General features: G+C 70.9%; 14 protein-coding genes. 5 read left to right on the top strand and 9 right to left on the bottom strand.

Features of this window, described 5'->3' with window-relative positions; genetic code table 11:
* Positions 1-214: barstar family protein (locus ACEPPI_RS26775; protein ID WP_373917825.1), on the top strand; the 214-nt coding region annotated here is incomplete at its 5' end.
* Between the two features lie 746 nt (positions 215-960).
* A complete protein-coding gene (locus ACEPPI_RS26770) occupies positions 961-1,425 on the top strand; it encodes a lamin tail domain-containing protein (RefSeq protein ID WP_373917824.1) in 465 nt (154 codons plus the stop codon).
* Positions 1,426-1,622: 197 nt separating this feature from the next.
* Here the strand turns inward: ACEPPI_RS26770 and ACEPPI_RS26765 are convergent, their stop codons facing one another.
* A complete protein-coding gene (locus ACEPPI_RS26765) occupies positions 1,623-2,117 on the bottom strand; it encodes a hypothetical protein (protein ID WP_373917823.1) in 495 nt (164 codons plus the stop codon).
* Between the two features lie 304 nt (positions 2,118-2,421).
* Complete coding sequence (locus tag ACEPPI_RS26760) at positions 2,422-2,811, bottom strand: VOC family protein (protein WP_373917822.1); 390 nt, start codon at positions 2,809-2,811, stop codon at positions 2,422-2,424.
* 88 nt (positions 2,812-2,899) lie between these two features.
* Here ACEPPI_RS26760 and ACEPPI_RS26755 point away from each other — a divergent pair, with 88 nt between their 5' ends.
* Both ACEPPI_RS26755 and ACEPPI_RS26750 read left to right on the top strand, forming a co-directional pair.
* Positions 2,900-3,682 (top strand): TetR/AcrR family transcriptional regulator, encoded by a 783-nt coding sequence (locus ACEPPI_RS26755; RefSeq protein ID WP_373917821.1) that lies wholly within the window; start codon positions 2,900-2,902, stop codon positions 3,680-3,682.
* Between the two features lie 531 nt (positions 3,683-4,213).
* Positions 4,214-4,984: a class I SAM-dependent methyltransferase gene (locus ACEPPI_RS26750; RefSeq protein ID WP_373917820.1), complete on the top strand. Its 771-nt coding sequence runs from the start codon at positions 4,214-4,216 to the stop codon at positions 4,982-4,984.
* Positions 4,985-5,065: 81 nt separating this feature from the next.
* On the opposite strand, the gene ACEPPI_RS26745 is transcribed toward ACEPPI_RS26750, so the two are convergent.
* Positions 5,066-5,212: a hypothetical protein gene (locus ACEPPI_RS26745; protein ID WP_373917819.1), complete on the bottom strand. Its 147-nt coding sequence runs from the start codon at positions 5,210-5,212 to the stop codon at positions 5,066-5,068.
* Between the two features lie 259 nt (positions 5,213-5,471).
* Here ACEPPI_RS26745 and ACEPPI_RS26740 point away from each other — a divergent pair, with 259 nt between their 5' ends.
* Positions 5,472-5,597: a CPCC family cysteine-rich protein gene (locus tag ACEPPI_RS26740; protein WP_373917818.1), complete on the top strand. Its 126-nt coding sequence runs from the start codon at positions 5,472-5,474 to the stop codon at positions 5,595-5,597.
* 109 nt (positions 5,598-5,706) lie between these two features.
* Here the strand turns inward: ACEPPI_RS26740 and ACEPPI_RS26735 are convergent, their stop codons facing one another.
* From ACEPPI_RS26735 to ACEPPI_RS26710, 6 genes are all read right to left on the bottom strand, one after another.
* A complete protein-coding gene (locus ACEPPI_RS26735) occupies positions 5,707-7,134 on the bottom strand; it encodes an amidohydrolase family protein (RefSeq protein WP_373917816.1) in 1,428 nt (475 codons plus the stop codon).
* 217 nt (positions 7,135-7,351) lie between these two features.
* Positions 7,352-8,947, bottom strand: a complete 1,596-nt coding sequence (locus ACEPPI_RS26730) for an alpha/beta hydrolase (RefSeq protein WP_373917815.1) — start codon at positions 8,945-8,947, stop codon at positions 7,352-7,354.
* A gap of 217 nt (positions 8,948-9,164) precedes the next feature.
* Entirely contained in the window at positions 9,165-10,523 is a 1,359-nt protein-coding gene (locus ACEPPI_RS26725; protein WP_373917814.1) for a hypothetical protein, read from the bottom strand.
* A gap of 27 nt (positions 10,524-10,550) precedes the next feature.
* A complete protein-coding gene (locus ACEPPI_RS26720; protein WP_373917813.1) occupies positions 10,551-11,483 on the bottom strand; it encodes a hypothetical protein in 933 nt (310 codons plus the stop codon).
* Complete coding sequence (locus tag ACEPPI_RS26715) at positions 11,480-11,995, bottom strand: hypothetical protein (protein ID WP_373917812.1); 516 nt, start codon at positions 11,993-11,995, stop codon at positions 11,480-11,482. The genes ACEPPI_RS26720 and ACEPPI_RS26715 overlap by 4 nt, the downstream gene beginning before the upstream one ends.
* Positions 11,996-12,768: 773 nt before the next feature.
* Positions 12,769-14,601: a glycoside hydrolase family 15 protein gene (locus tag ACEPPI_RS26710; RefSeq protein WP_373917811.1), complete on the bottom strand. Its 1,833-nt coding sequence runs from the start codon at positions 14,599-14,601 to the stop codon at positions 12,769-12,771.
* Positions 14,602-14,680 lie beyond the last annotated feature (79 nt).

The raw sequence follows: 14,680 nt of genomic DNA, 5'->3' as shown, positions 1-14,680 counted from the left end.
CGGCCGCTACCTCGGCCGGGAGTGGAACGCCTTCAAAGACTGCCTGATCGGCGGATTCGGAGTGGCCCCGCCCTTCACCCTGACCTGGCACGACTCCCAAATCGCACGCCGGGCTTTGGCGGACGTCGTGGAGGATCCGGAGGGCCGGCTCTCCTACTTCGAGGAGATCGTGCAACTCCTCGAACGGCGCGGCGTCACGGTCGTGCTCCAGTAGCCGCAGAAACCCGAGCGCCCGCGACTCGGGGACGGGGCCCTGGCGGGCTTCAGCACCTGCTGATGCATCGAGTACACGTTGGGGGTTTGACCAGCAGAAATGGGCGGCCCAGTTGCGGAACGCAGCCCTCGCCTTGACATCGTCCCCGCCGATCGACCCCGGATGCTGACTCCGCCTGGCGTGCTCATACTCAGCAAAGGCGTGGGCCGATCAGGCAGACCGTCGGCCCGACGGCGGATCGGGCTGTTCCCTGCCTGCAGCGCGGCGGATCGTGATCGTGCGGGTGGTGGGAGGCGGATCGGCACGGTGCACCTGATCGGCCCCCCGCCTTCCCGAAGAAGCCGGGCCCGGCCGTGGCCAACGCCATGCAGGTATGCGCGAATTCGATGCGGGTGTGCGAAGAAATTCGGCGAACGGCCGTTACGGAATCTGCTACTCCGCTTGGGTGGTGGGTGTCGTGAGTGCGCCGGGTGGTGCACCGGCGCGCGTGGATCGCGTTGCCGGTGGGGTGGGCGGGTGGGTGCAGTGGGCACTGGTTGTCAGGGCCGCGGCGGCGGGATACGCGTGCGGTGTGCAGGCGAGTGTGACGGAAGTGTCCGTTTCTGGTAACCGGCCCCGGCGGGGGCTGCAGCCGGGCGGGCGGCGGGTCGAGAGTGTGGCCCTCGGCTCATTCCGGGCCGGGAAACCGCATCGCCGCCACCACTTGTTTCGGCTGGTGGGGCATGTTTCTTGAGGGAGTGTCACCCATGGGATCTGTTTCTTCCTCCGTCCGCCGTATCGCCGCGACCGTCCTGGCCGCCGGGGCCGTGGTCGGCGCGGCCGCGCTGCCGGCCACCGCGCAGGACCACGCTCCCCGCCAGCACCCGCGGGTGGAGATCAGCCGGGTCCAGGCCGACAGCCCCGGACGCGACGACCACTCCAACCGCTCCCTGAACAACGAGTGGGTCGAGATCACCAACACCACCCGCGACGCCATCAACCTCCGCGGCTGGACCCTGCGCGACGCCGACGGCAACCGCTACCGCTTCGACAACATCCGCATCAACAGCCACGCCACCATCCGCATCCACACCGGAAGCGGCCACAACAACCGCACCGACCTCTACCAGGGCAGCCGTGAATACATCTGGGGCAACAAGGGCGACACCGCCACCCTGCGCGACGACCACAACCGCGTCATCGACACCGAGACCTGGGGCCGCCGCCACTGACCCCGCCGCCGGACACACCGTGCACAGGCAGCCCCGCGGCAGTTCGTCGGCAGGCCTGATCGGGAAGAACCGCTGACCGGTCCACAGCACCGCAGGCCCGCCACCCTCACCGGGTGGCGGGTCGCCCTGCTGTGCTTCGGGCTCCGCCGGTGTCCGGGTCCCCACGCCCTGATCGGCGGCACGCCACCAACCGTGCGTCATTCCTGCTGAGGCGGTCGAATGACGCGGCTCTCCAGATGGCGGTAGGAAAGCTGCTGGTGGTACCAACGCTCATGCTCGGCGTCGCGGAACTCCATCTTGCGCCAGCGGGAGTCCTGATAGCCGGGTGCGGAGCGCCAGTAGCCGGCGAGGAGACAGAGAGTGTTCCAATCCTCGCGGAGACGATCCAGCCGCATCTCCGCCCGCACCCGGCGTTCCTCCTCAGTCGGTTCAGGGGGCAGCGGAACCCCGATCGGAATACGAACACGGCCAGGCGTTCCGCCGGCGATGGTCCACTCCAAGGTGAGAACCAACGTGGCCACCGCCTCCGCAAGTGCCGAGGCGGTGACGCCCTCCTCGCTGTCTGACGGGTGAGCATCCGCCGCTCGCTCCAGTCGAGGAAGCAGGAATTCGCCGATCTCCCACACGACGTCGGCCGTCAGCTCATCGGCGTACCGCGGACCGCTCCCCACCGGATCGTCGTTGTTCGTCACGTTGCCCCCCTCTGGCCTGGCCTTGGTGTTCAGAACCCGTCGCGGCTCCCCGCGAGTCGTGTGACGCGGCCTCGCGTGCCCCGCTGCGTTCGGCCCGCTCTGCGGCGAAGCGTCGTTCGCGAACAGACTCGCCGGATGCGAGGCCCACCGGCTCCGCTCCGACAGGGTGCCCGCCGAACAGGACTGCATGGACGACGGCTGACCGAACGGTCCACCGCGGATTGGCCGTAGCCAGGCCGGCCCGGCGCTGCCAACCTCCCCCTCAACGGGCTCCGGCTGCATGGGGCGGGGCCCACAGGTTCCTTCACTGGCTGGTGGGTGCGTTCCAGTCGACCAGTTGGACGATGACGCCGTTGGGGTCGCGGACCTGGAAGGCGCGCTCGCCCCACTCCTCGTCGGTCAGCGGCATGGTGATCGCGACCCCTTCGGAGCGCAGGCGCGCCAGCTCGCCTTCGAGGTCCTCGACGACGAAGGCGAGGATCAGACCTGCGGCGTGCTCGTCGCGCTGGTCTGCCGGGAGGCTGTCCAGCCCCCGCCGCAAGAAGATGACGTTCATGCCGGCGTCGTCACGCGTCAGGGACGCGAACCCGTCGGCGGCCATCTCCTGGCGGAATCCGAAGTGCTCGACGAGGAAGGCGCTGGAAGCGGGGACATCGTCCACGTTGAGTGACACGGCGCTAGAGGCGATCTTCATGAAAGCTCCTCCGGGATTGCACTGAGCATTTTCTCTGTACGTCGTACAATGTACAGCGTACATAGTTAGATCGCGAGAGGATTTCCCCGTGCCGACGGAACGAACCAGCTCGGGCGACCCGGCCCGCACCCTGCAACTGCTGTGGCGTGACCCCTCATCCGACCGTCGCCGAGGACCGCGACGGGGGCTGAGCATCGACGCGGTGGTCGAGGCCGCCACCGCCATCGCCGACGCCGACGGCCTGGACGCGATGACCATGCGCGGGGTGGCCAAGGAACTCGGCGTGGTGCCGATGACGCTGTACACCTACGTCCCCGGCAAGGCCGAGCTCCTCGACCTCATGCTCGACGCCGCCTACGCCCGCATGCCCCGCACCGGCACCGCCGGACAGCCGTGGCGCCGGCGCGTCACCGCTGTCGCCGAGGAGAACAAGGCCCTCTACGAACGCCACCCCTGGGCCGCGGCCGTCTCCACCGCCAGGCCTCCGCTGGGGCCGGGGCAGATGTCGAAGTACGAGCACGAACTGTCCGGGCTCGACGGCCTCGGCCTCAGCGACGTCGAGATGGACGACTGCCTGACCCACCTGCTCACCTTCGTGCAGGCATCCGCCCGCGCCGACGCCGACGCCCGCGCCGCACGGCACGACAGCTCCCTGGACGACCAACAATGGTGGGAGCTGAACGCCCCGCTCCTCGCCCGGGTCCTCGACGAGAACGCCTACCCCACCGCCGTCCGCGTAGGCGCAGCCGCAGGCGCAGCACACGGCAGCGCCTACGACCCCGCCCACGCCTACTCCTTCGGCCTGCAACGCGTCCTCGACTCCTTCGCCGCACTGATCGGCCGAAGCGGAGACGCGAAGACATCGACTTGACCGCACGGGCCCGACGTCACCGCCCCGCGAGCCGGAGCACCTGTGGCCGATGCACCGGCTGGGGAACTCGGTGAGGAGCCCGTGACCCTCGAAATGACCGGTACCCGGGGCGCAGGTGCCGGTCCCTGCGGCCTTGCCCGGGCTCCGTGACGGGCGGTCAGGAATGGTCGGCGCAGCCGTCTGGCGCAAAACGACTGCGCTACTCCACGGCCCTGGCCGGGGGCGGTGTTCTGTGGGTCGTGCTTCTTCAGGAGGCCCGTGGCGCTGCCGGTGCAGCTTACGATGTCGGCCACCGACGGCCCCAGGGTGAAGGCCGGCAGAGACAGGTGCTCCTGGCGCACGGTCAACACGAACGATCACGGAGCCAGGGGCCCGGCCTGCGAGAGAGCGACGACCGGATCGGACCGGCAGAACGGCCGGGCGTCGCCCCACAACCCATGCGGGCCACCACTGCTCCTGGCGCTCGCGATGGTCGACCTTGGCCGAGGGCGGACCCTGTTCCTCAGCGGAGCCCTGCGCCATAGTCGGGCCATGACGTACGACATCCCCGCCCACGAACGCGCTCTGGCCTTTGACCGGGCCGCCGACGCGTACGCCGCGTACCGGCCGCAGTATCCCGCGGCCGTCTTCGAGACCGTGGAGGAGTTCAGCGGGCGACGGCTTGCCGGGGCCCGGGTGGCCGATGTGGGCACCGGGACGGGGATCGCCGCCCGGCAACTGCGCGAGCACGGGGCCCTGGTGGTGGGTGTCGAGCCGGGCGCCGGGATGGCGGCGCAGTTCCGGCGCGAGCTGCCGGGGGTCCCGCTCGTGCGCGGGGACGGCAACCGGCTGCCGCTGGCCGACGGCTCGCTCGACCTCGTCTCGTACGCCCAGTCCTGGCACTGGACCGACCCCGCACGCGCCGTCCCGTCGGCCCTGCGGGTCCTGCGCCCCGGGGGCGCTCTCGCGCTGTGGTGGAACGACCCGGACCTGTCCGTGCCATGGGTGGTGGAGCAGGCGGCCAGGATCGAGGAGTGGCTGGGGCCCGGCTTCTACGTCTCCAACGTGGAAACACCGGCCGGGCTCTGCTGGAGGACCCGTACGCTGCGCTGGTCGCGCCGGGTCTCCGCCGATGTCCACCTCGCCAAGCTGGCCACCCATTCAGGCTTCATCGTGCTCGGCGAGCGCAGGGCCGCGGCTTTCCTCGCGGCTGAGCGCAAACACCTCGCGCGGCACTTCCCCGATGGCGAGCTGGACGAGCCGTACACGACCTCAGTGGCGGTGGCGCTGCGCCCCGCCCAGGGCCTGTTCCTGTCCGGATGAGGGAGCGTGGTCCCGTGGTGGAACCGGGAACACACCCGGCGGGGGCGACGTCGATGCTGCGGCGTCAGGCCCCGTCGACCCCTATTCCGACGTGGTCCCGGTGTCGTCCGACTCCGCGGGGGCGGGCGCGTCCTGGGGTGCCCCGTCGTTGGTGGGCTTGACGATGGTGTGCGTGATGACCTGCCCCTGGATCTGCTTGGTCTCAAGCTTCTGCTTGCCCTCGGCCATGTCCTGTTTCCCGCTCTCGTGTCGGAGACGTGCGTCTTTGGAGATGCTCCCAGCTGGTGGCGGTGGGGAGCGAGGCGGCAACAGGTCAGCGGCGGATCAGTCGGCTTGAAACGGGCACAGGGCTACCGGATCTGCCGGGAGCGCCGTCGCCTTCCCCGGGCGATGTACTGCGCGGCGGCGACCTCACGCAGGCGCTCCTCCTCCGAGCCTCCCCCGAAACCGAGTCGCCGCTGTTCGGGGCACAGTCCGGACTGGCCCCGTGGATACGCGTCGCCCCTGCCCCTGCTGTGGTCACCTCGTCTTCGATGTTGATGACGGGTGGCCCGGTTCCCATGCCATCTGCCCGGTCTGCTCCTGGGAAGTGAGCTTGTCCTTGGCGTCCTGACCCGTCGAGCGGTCGCCACGCCGGCACAGCTCGGCACGTCGGAGACCCTGGTCCCGCCGGTGCCTTCTCAGCGTGTGCTTCGGCACCGATACGGAAACCCAGTGGTGGGCTACCGGGCTGCGCGGAGGCGGGTGGCCGCTGCCTCGGCCTCGCGTATGACGCGGCTCGTGTCGATGTCGACGAGCGTGCCGCCGTACTTCAGCGGACGTCCGTCCACGAAAACGGAGTCGACGTTCTCGGGCCGGCCGTTGAAGACGATCTGGCCGACCCAGTCGAAGCGCGGTGCGAAGTTCAGGGCCGCCGGATCGATGACGACCACGTCGGCCCGCTTGCCGGGGGTCAGGGAGCCCACCCGGTCGGCGATGCCGAGGGCCTCGGCGCCGCCCAGGGTGGCCATCCGCAGGACGTCGGGGACTTGCGGGAAGACCCCGGGATCCTGCGCGCGGGCGCGTTGCAGGCCGATGGCCGTCTTCATCAGCGCGTGGAAGTCCGAGCTGTCGTCGGTGCCGCCGTCCAGCCCCAGCCCGACCTTGACGCCCCTTCGTCTGAACTCCGGGAGCCGCATGACGCCGGAGGCCAGACGCATGTTGCTCAGGGGGCAATGGGCCGCACGCGCGTCGTGGTCCGCGACGGCGTCGATCTCGTCGTCGGTCAGGTGGATCGCGTGGTTGATCAGGAGCCGCGGCCCCAGCGCGCCGATGTCGGTGAGGACCCCGATGGGATCGTCCGCGCGCTGCTCGGGACGTTCCAGGACATGGGAGTTGAGCATGACCCCCAGCTCCTGGGCGGCCTCCCAGTGCGCGCGGTTGAGGTGCTGGAGTGCCCGCGCCGCGTGCGTGGCGACCTGGAAGGAACCGAGCGGCACCGGGTCGACGAGGTCCTTCTTCACCTTCGTGAGCAGCACGGCGTCGGGCTTGGGCGGGAACATCGCGTAGGTGAAGCGCACCCCGGTGCCGGCCAAGGCGCGCACGTAGCTCTCGATGAGGTCGTAGGCGAAGATGTCCACCCAGTCCACGAGCGTCGTCACGCCTGACTGGACGGCGTCGAAGGCTGCGAGGCGCACCAGGCTGTGGAGCCCCGCGGGGGTCAGCCGGCTTCGCGCGGGGTCGGCGCAGCGCTCGAACCAGCCGAACAGGTCGCCGTCGGTGCAGCCTCCGCGGATCGCGGCCTGCCAGAGGTGGGTGTGGGTGTCGACGAAGCCCGGCATGACCAGCTTGCCCGAGGCGTCCACCACCCACGCGCCGGGCGGCGCCTGGAGGGCCGTGCCGACGGAGGCGATGGCTCCGTTCCGCATCAGGACGTCGGCGTTCTCGATCGAGCCGAGGGCGCCGCTGCCCAAGGCGGGGTCCATGGTGATCACGAGGGCGGCGCCCCTGAGCAGGATGGTGCGGACGGCCGGAACGGGCCGCTGGGCCGGGCTGTCGCGGGGGGCGGAGCGGGTGGTGGCACCGAGGAGGAGCGGGGCGGCGGCGGCCGCCCCGAGGCCGGTGAGGAGGTCGCGGCGGCGGACCGGCTGCGGGGTGGGGGTTGACTGCATGGCGTGTTACCTCCCGAGAGCTCAGAACGGAAGGGCCGCCCGGACGACGCGAGGACGCGGCGTCGTGCCGGGGCGGGAGATCACACGCAGCATTCCCAGTCGGCGGCCTTTCGATAGGTCTACGCGGAAAAGTTTTTCCGTTCAGGCCATGTGTTGGTCACCGAAGCCGGCGCCTCCCCCGCGCCGGGACGCACCTCCCACCGGGCCGACCCGCCCGTCAGGAGAAGGGAACCCGGTCCGGGCGGCAGACCGTGCCGGGGGGCGGGAGCGTCCCGTCGACGAAGTAGCGGCTCTCGTAGGCGCTGATGCAGCTGCTGCCGTTGTTGAACAGCGCGGTGTGCCCGTAGCCGTCGTTCGTGAGCAGGCGGGCGTCCGCCAGCTCGGCGGCCATGGCCTGGGCGCCCGTGTAGGGCGTGGAGGGGTCGTACCGGGTGCCGATCACCAGGACGGGACGGGCGGTGGGCGTGTTCCACGGGCCTTCGTACCCGGCGGCGGACCGGGCAGGCCAGGTGGCGCAGGGTTCCGCCGCCCACGTCCAGAAGCGTCCCGCGTCGCCGGCCCGCCGGGCGCTGTCCTCCTCCAGGCGATGGTAGGCGGCGGGGTCACGCGGGTTGGGGCTGTCGGCGCACCACACGGCCTCGGCCTGCTCGTCCCCCAGGTACGGGTCCGGCCGGTCCACCGGGGGCGGTGGCGGGTACACCGGCGGCTCGGGGGCGCGGCCCTGCGACAGCTCCTGGAGCCTGCCCGCGAGAGCCGTCCAGCCGGGGTCGACGATGTAGAGGCCGTTCACCGTGTCGGCGACCGTCCTGGCGTACGTCCACGGGCCGATCGGACGCTCCCGCAGCCGCTGCATCAGCCGGTGGAACTTGTCGCGGGTGGCCTCGGGGCTGCCCGCCGAGAAGGCGCAGCGGGCCGCGGGCGCCGATCCGCACAGGGTGAGGAACCGGTCCAGGGTGGCGGCGGCGGTGCGGTCCGAGCCCATGCGCAGGAAGGTCGTGGTGCGGGGGTCTGTCTTCGGTGCGCCGTCGGTCCAGGCCCGGGGGGCGATGTTGCTGTCGAGGACCATGGCGCGGATGCTGCCGGGGAAGAGGTTGGCGTAGGTGGCGCCGAGGATCGTGCCGTAGGAGACGCCGAGGTAGTTCAGCTGCGGGTCGCCCACCGAGCGGCGGAGCAGGTCGAGGTCCCGGGCGGTGTCGGCGGTCGACACGTGGCGCAGGAGGTCCGGGTCGCGCTTCTCGCAGCGTCGGCCGAGGTCCTCGTAGGCGTCGATCCAGGCCTTGCGCTCCTGCGCTCCCACCGGGAAGCCGGCGGGTGGGCGGGCCGCCCAGGTCTTGGCCTCCTCGGTGGTGTCGAAGCAGTTCACGGCCGTGCTGTTGCCGATCCCGCGCGGGTCCCAGCTGACGATGTCGAACCGTTCCCGCAGTGCCTTCGGGAAGGCGTCGTAGTTCTGAGGCACCTGTACGGTCCCGGGGCCCCCGGGACCGCCGGGGTTCACGAAGAGGGTGCCGATGCGCCGGCCGGGATCGGTGGCCTGTCGGCGGACGACGGCCAGGTCGATGGTGCGGCCCGCGGGGGCGGCGTGGTCGAGCGGCACCTTCACCGTGGCGCAGTCCCACGGGCTGCCGGGCCTGCAAGGGCTCCAGTCCGGTCTCGGAACGGTCACCGAAGGTGACGGCGAGGGGGGTGCGGGTGCCAGGGGCGCGTTGTGTGCGGCGGCGGGTCCCGGCCCGGTGAGCAGCGCCGAGCAGGCCAGCGCCGCGGAGAGGACTGCCGCACGGCGTCGGCGGCCGGCTGTGGGACCTGGTGCGGACATGTCCCGCCCTCCTCCGTCACGGCGAGGGCGCGGTCCGGCGGTCCGATGCCGCCGTATCGGTACACACGCCTATGCCACCACGAAACCGCGGTTCGCCGGCGCGCGCGAGCCGGGCGCGGGACCTGAAGAACGGAGTCCCCATGGGAATGAAGCTCCATCCCGCCGTTTCCCGGGCGGGCGGCCGCCACAGCCCGCGGGGACTCCGTCCGGGGGAAGGTCAGCGCTCGGCGCCTGCGGGGTCGTTCGCACCCACGGGGGTCGGGGCGTTGGGGCGGTTGGACTGGCAGCGCAGTTTCTCCGAGGCGGTGAGCGGGCCGGTGCGCTGGTAGATCCGGTCGGAGAGGTCGGTGGAGGGGTGGTCGATGACGGTGTGCAGGCGCCAGTCGTAGTTCGGGTCGGTGGCCTTGGTGGTGGCGTTGAACCAGCCTTCGGTGCGGCGTCGCGCGGCCTGCGTCTCGATCCAGGACGCTTCGGCCGGCTGGACGATCTCGGTGACCGGGCGTTCCTGCGTGGTGTTCCAGGCGGGGGCGAGGCCTGTGCCCTGCGTGTACTGCTGGGCCATGTTGGTCGGCGCTCCGGTGCCGCTGCCGGGCAGGCCGGCGGCCGTGGGAAGGTCACCGTAGGAGCGGTTGGCGGTGGAGACGGGGCGGGTGCGGTTGAGCGTGTTGCGGGTGCAGTTCAGGTAGGTCTCGGCTGCGACGCGGGCGGGGGCGTAGTAGCCGAACGAGTAGTCCGCCTCGGCCGTGAACGTGCAGCGGTTCACAGCACCGTTGCAGTGGGAGACGGCGTCCGCCACATTGCGGCGGTCATTGCCGTAGAAGGCTTCGGAGGCGGGCAGGGCGCCGGCCGGGATGGTCTTGTCGACCGGCGGCGGCTCCTGGGTGACGCGGACGTTGGTGACGAGCGGTCCGCAGTACCCGTTGTTGTTCTGTGCGGCGGCGACGGTCGAGACGAAGGTGAGCAGCGGCTCGTTCGCTCCGGCGGTGAAGGCGAGGGTGACACCCGTGCGCCAGGCGGGCTTCCAGTAGTTGTTGGGCAGCTTGTCGGTGGTGGGCAGGGTGGTCCGGTCGGTGAGGGGGCCGCCCTCGCCCTGGACGGTGTAGGTCTGGCCCTGTTCGAGTGCGGCGGCGGTGCAGTAGTTGGAAACGCTGGGGCTCTCGTCGTAGATGACGGTGACGCGTGCCCCGCTGCGCACTCCGCGCAGCCTCTGCTTGAGGCCGTAGGAGGCTTCGCCGGGGAGGCGGAGCATGGCGGCGGTCAGGCCGTCGGGGTGGCCGGCGGTGGCTGCGTTCCAGCGCCAGACGCCGCCGGTCGTGCCGGTGCCCGAGGTGGAGCCGACCGACCAGGCGTAGGGGTTGGTGCTGGTGTTGACGCCGGTGAAGGCGGGCTCGGCGAAGTCGGCGTTGAGGACGGTGACCGGTGCGGGGGCGGCTGCCCTGGCGGGTGGGACGGCGACGGAGGCCTGGGCGGCGGTCGCACCGCCGAGCAGGCCGAGGCACAGGCCCAGGCCGATGGCGGGCGCGGTACGGGTGAGGGTGGTGCGGGCGGATCCGGCAGGGCTCTGACGGGTTTCCATGACGATCTCCACGGGTGCGGCGGGTGGTCAGGGCGTGCCGGGGGCGAGCACGTCGCGGTCCTTGAACCGGGAGCCCTCGGGCAGGTTCGCGGGCGTCAGACCGCGGGGCGGGGTGGGGGTGGTGGTGTCCTCGGTTCCGGTCTTGCCCTCGGGCCTCAGCCGGTCGCAGGTGTTGCCGGGCACCGTGAAGGTGTCTGCGACGAAGGTGCTGGAGTTCACGGTGGAGGGGCCGTCGACGACGACCTTGCGGATGCCGAGGCCGCTGCCCGTGGTGATCTCGCCGGCGATGCGCTGCATGGCGGAGCTGGCGCCGAAGACGAGTGCGTCGCCCGGGCGGACGGTGGTGTTGTAGGTGGTCTTCTCGATGTGCTCGGTCGTCCAGGTGCGCTGGTAGGCGAGTTTGAAGGCGCCTTCGAAGGCTCCCTTGACGCCGAGGGAGCCGGCGATCTTCCCGCTGCCGGAGGCGCCGGCCTCGGCGCCGACGGTGGCGGTCGGGCCCTTCGACTTGTCCGGGGTGGAGAACTCTCCCTTGGCCTTCGCGTCGACGCCGGCCGTGACCTCGCCGGAGGTGCTGATCGTGCCTTCGATCGCGATCTTCCCGGTGATCTCGCCGCCGAGGTTGTCGGTGCTCGACGTGCGCAGGGTGATCTCCCGGGCGACCGTGATGGCGTCCTTGGTGCAGTTCACGACCGCGTTGCCGAGGGATTTGACGGCGCTGTAATACTCCCCCGACGCGGCACGGTTGATCTCGAAGCGGCAGCCTCCGGGGTGCGAGGCGCAGTACTCGGTGACCTTCTGTGTCGAAGCGAGCGGGGTCGTTCCCTCGTAGGCGACCGGGGTCGGCACCCCGGGCGACGCGGCGGCGTACGAGGAGCCGGTGACCGTGCAGGTGAGGGCGAGGAGGGCGGCGCCGGCGGCGAGGGCGGCGCGGCGACCGGGGACGTGAGTGATCGTCTTCACCGGTTCATCTCCCCGCACAGCGTGGTCAGTTCCGTGGCCTGGGACAGTCCGGCCGGCAGGTCGGCGGCGAAGGAGGCACAGGTGCCCGACAGGGCGGATTCGGCGTTGCCGGAGGGTTCGGGCCGCATGGTGCCGAGCTCGCCGCGGGCCTGTGCCATGTCGGTCTCCTGCGTCGAACCGCCGCCGATCAGCTGCGTCATGCAGGACTTGGATTCCGCCGTGCACTTCTGGGCCGCCTGCTTGGCGGCCCCGATGTCCTGCTTGGCGGCGGCGCTGTCCTGCTTGGCGGCGTCACGGTCCTTGTCGACGGCCCCGCGCTCCTCCGGGGAGGCCGAGCAGGGCTTCTCCTCACCGCCCGGGCAGGGCTCCTCGCCGTCGAGGGGCGCCTCGACGGCGGCGGCCCGGTGGGTGTGGGCCGACGGGACGGACAGCGCCGCCGCGGGCGGGAGGCCGCAAAGAAGGGCGAGTGCCGCGATGGACACGACGATGGGGATACGGGGAATTCTGCGCATGCCTGGGAGGCCCCTTCCGGGGTGACGCGACGAACGGGAGTTCGCATCCGAAGCGAATGCGTACGCAACGTAACAGTGCACTACACAACGTGACCAGTGGCGTGATCACGGTTCACCCGTATTGCCCCGGCACCCGCCTGCCACCTGCGGAAAACGCCGCGGTTTTGACGTGGGAACGCACGTCGGGAGTCCGGGGCGGGCGCGACGCCCCGGCCGGCACCTGGGCGCACAGGCCGCCGATGCGGGAGGGGCAGGTCATGGTTTCGCGTGCCCAGCCCGCGCGGCGGGCGCGTGCGGGCGGGCGCGTGCGGCGAGCCGGCGGGACACGCCCGGCGTCCCGCACGCGCGGGGAGATCCTGACGTCGCATCTCCCATGCCACGTGGCTGAGAGACGGCCCTGGCTCCGCCGCGCCGGCGGCCGCCGGATCTTCGACGTATCGAGCAGCTCGGAGCTCACCCCGCTCACCTGTGGAAACAGCTTGCGAGCCTCACAGACGTGAGAGCCTCACAGACCCCCACGGCTCGGGCCGATGCCAGGAGCAGGGCCAAAGCCCTTGGAGCGGGCCTTGATTGCGGCGCAAGCTTTGAGCGGCGCGGGTCTGGGCCTGCACCCGGGCCGATGGCGTCCGCGTCCGGAGGAGTCCCTCTAGCCCGGCAGCGCGTCGGAGGGTGGGAACTGCCCGCCGGTTCGGCGCGGGCCGGAACGTGTCGACCTCGTGGCACCGGCGCCGCGCCCCGGTAGTGGTACCCGGCGGCCAGGTCGGCCGTGGGACTCAGCCGAGGGCGCGGTCGAGGTTGAAGGCGGCGCTGATCAGCGAGAGGTGGGTGAACGCCTGTGGGAAGTTTCCGAGTTGTTCCCCGCTCCGGCCGATCTCCTCGGCGTAGAGGCCGAGGTGGTTGCCGTAGGTGAGCATCTTCTCGAAGGCCAGGCGGGCTTCCTCCAGGCGTCCGGCCCGCGTGAGCGCCTCGACGTACCAGAAGGAGCAGATCGAGAACGTACCCTCGGAACCCCGCAGGCCGTCCGGGCTGGCCTCCGGGTCGTAGCGGTAGACCAGCGAGTCGGATACCAGGTCCGCGGTCAGCGCATCCAGGGTCGAGAGCCACTTCGGGTCGGTGGGCGAGATGAACTTGGCCATCGGCATCATCAGCACGGAGGCGTCGAGTACATCGTCCCCCAGTCCTTGGACGAAGGCACCGCGCTTCGCCGACCAGCCCTCCCGCATGATCTGCCGGTAGATCGCGTCCCGACTCCGCTGCCAGCGGGGAAGATCAGCCGGCAGGCCGCGCCGGTTGGCCATCCGGATGGCCCGCTCGATCGCCACCCAGCACATCAGCCGCGAGTAGACGAAGTTCCGCCGGCCGCCCCGGGTCTCCCAGACGCCCTCGTCGGGCTGGTCCCAGTGGTCGCAGAGCCAGTCCACCACTGCGCCGACCTCGTCCCAGTGATCACTGCTGATGGGCCGGCCCCACTTGTCGTAGAGGTAGACCGAATCGATCAGGGCGCCGTAAATGTCCAGCTGGAGCTGCTTGGTGGCGGCGTTCCCCACCCGCACCGGAGCGGATCCCAGGTGCCCTTCGAGGTGAGGAAGCTCGGATTCGGGCAGGTCGGTGCGCCCGTCGATGCCGTACATGATCTGCAGCGGACCAGTGGGGCCGACGCCCCGCATGATGCCCCGGTCGGACAGGAAGCCCATGAATGCCTCGGCCTCCGTCGTGAAGCCCAGGCGGAGCATGGCATAAATGGCGAAGGCCGCGTCGCGCACCCACACGTACCGGTAGTCCCAGTTGCGCTCACCGCCGACCCGTTCGGGCAGGCTGGTCGTCGGCGCGGCCACGATCGCACCGGTCGGCGCATACGTGAGCAGCTTGAGCGCCAGCGCGGAGCGGTGCACCATCTCCCGCCACCGGCCGCGGTAGCGCGAGCGGCCCAGCCAGTGGCGCCAGAACCGGACCGTCGCCTCGAACTGCTCCTCCGCCTCGGCGTGCGGACAGGCTCGCGGGCGGACGTCGTCGCTGATCCGGTCGAGGGCGAAAACCACGGACTCGCCTTCGAGGAGCTTGAAGTGCGACCACACGTCCGTGCCGTCGCACTCGAGCGGCGCGGTGGCGGACAGTCCCAGCGACAGGGACGGGGACTCGAAGACGGCCTCATGGGCTTGCGCGCGTACGGTGTGCGCTTCGGCGCCGTAGCCGAAGCGAGGGGCTATCCGTGTCCTGAAGGGAAGGGCGCCCCGAACGCATATCACCCGCCGGACCAGCCGGTGCCGGGACGCCTCGCGCGACTCGTCGACGACCGGCATGAAGTCCTGGATCTCCGCCACCCCGTCGGCGGCGTAGAACCGTGTGATCAGGACGTTGGTGTCGGGGAAGTAGAACTGCCGTGTCCGTGCCGGCACGTCGGCGGACAGCTCCCACGATCCGCCATTGTCGGCGTCGAGGATGGACGCGAAGATGCTCGGTGCGTCGAAGCGCGGGCAGCAGTACCAGTCGATCGTGCCGTTGGTCCCGACGAGCGCGGCGGTGCGAAGATCACCGATCAGGCCGTGCTCGGAAATGGGCAGATAGCGTGTGCCGTCCACTCCCCCGGGTCCGGTCCCGAAATCCATGCCGACCTCCCTACCGTCCCACCGTGAACAGGTGCGGGGATCAAGAAGACCTCGTCTTTCATGGTAGGGCGCTCCGCTG

This window comes from Streptomyces sp. AB3(2024) (assembly GCF_041862025.1).
Lineage (GTDB): Bacteria > Actinomycetota > Actinomycetes > Streptomycetales > Streptomycetaceae > Streptomyces.
This window is presented reverse-complemented; position numbering and strand designations above follow the sequence as displayed.

What these genes read in the sequence shown, in the direction of transcription:
- ACEPPI_RS26770 (WP_373917824.1), top strand. Translation starts at nt 961, where the DNA reads ATGGGATCTGTTTCTTCCTCCGTCCGCCGTATCGCCGCGACCGTCCTG.
- ACEPPI_RS26760 (WP_373917822.1), bottom strand. Translation starts at nt 2,811, where the DNA reads ATGAAGATCGCCTCTAGCGCCGTGTCACTCAACGTGGACGATGTCCCC.
- ACEPPI_RS26750 (WP_373917820.1), top strand. Translation starts at nt 4,214, where the DNA reads ATGACGTACGACATCCCCGCCCACGAACGCGCTCTGGCCTTTGACCGG.
- ACEPPI_RS26745 (WP_373917819.1), bottom strand. Translation starts at nt 5,212, where the DNA reads ATGGCCGAGGGCAAGCAGAAGCTTGAGACCAAGCAGATCCAGGGGCAG.
- ACEPPI_RS26735 (WP_373917816.1), bottom strand. Translation starts at nt 7,134, where the DNA reads ATGCAGTCAACCCCCACCCCGCAGCCGGTCCGCCGCCGCGACCTCCTC.
- ACEPPI_RS26730 (WP_373917815.1), bottom strand. Translation starts at nt 8,947, where the DNA reads ATGTCCGCACCAGGTCCCACAGCCGGCCGCCGACGCCGTGCGGCAGTC.
- ACEPPI_RS26725 (WP_373917814.1), bottom strand. Translation starts at nt 10,523, where the DNA reads ATGGAAACCCGTCAGAGCCCTGCCGGATCCGCCCGCACCACCCTCACC.
- ACEPPI_RS26715 (WP_373917812.1), bottom strand. Translation starts at nt 11,995, where the DNA reads ATGCGCAGAATTCCCCGTATCCCCATCGTCGTGTCCATCGCGGCACTC.
- ACEPPI_RS26710 (WP_373917811.1), bottom strand. Translation starts at nt 14,601, where the DNA reads ATGGATTTCGGGACCGGACCCGGGGGAGTGGACGGCACACGCTATCTG.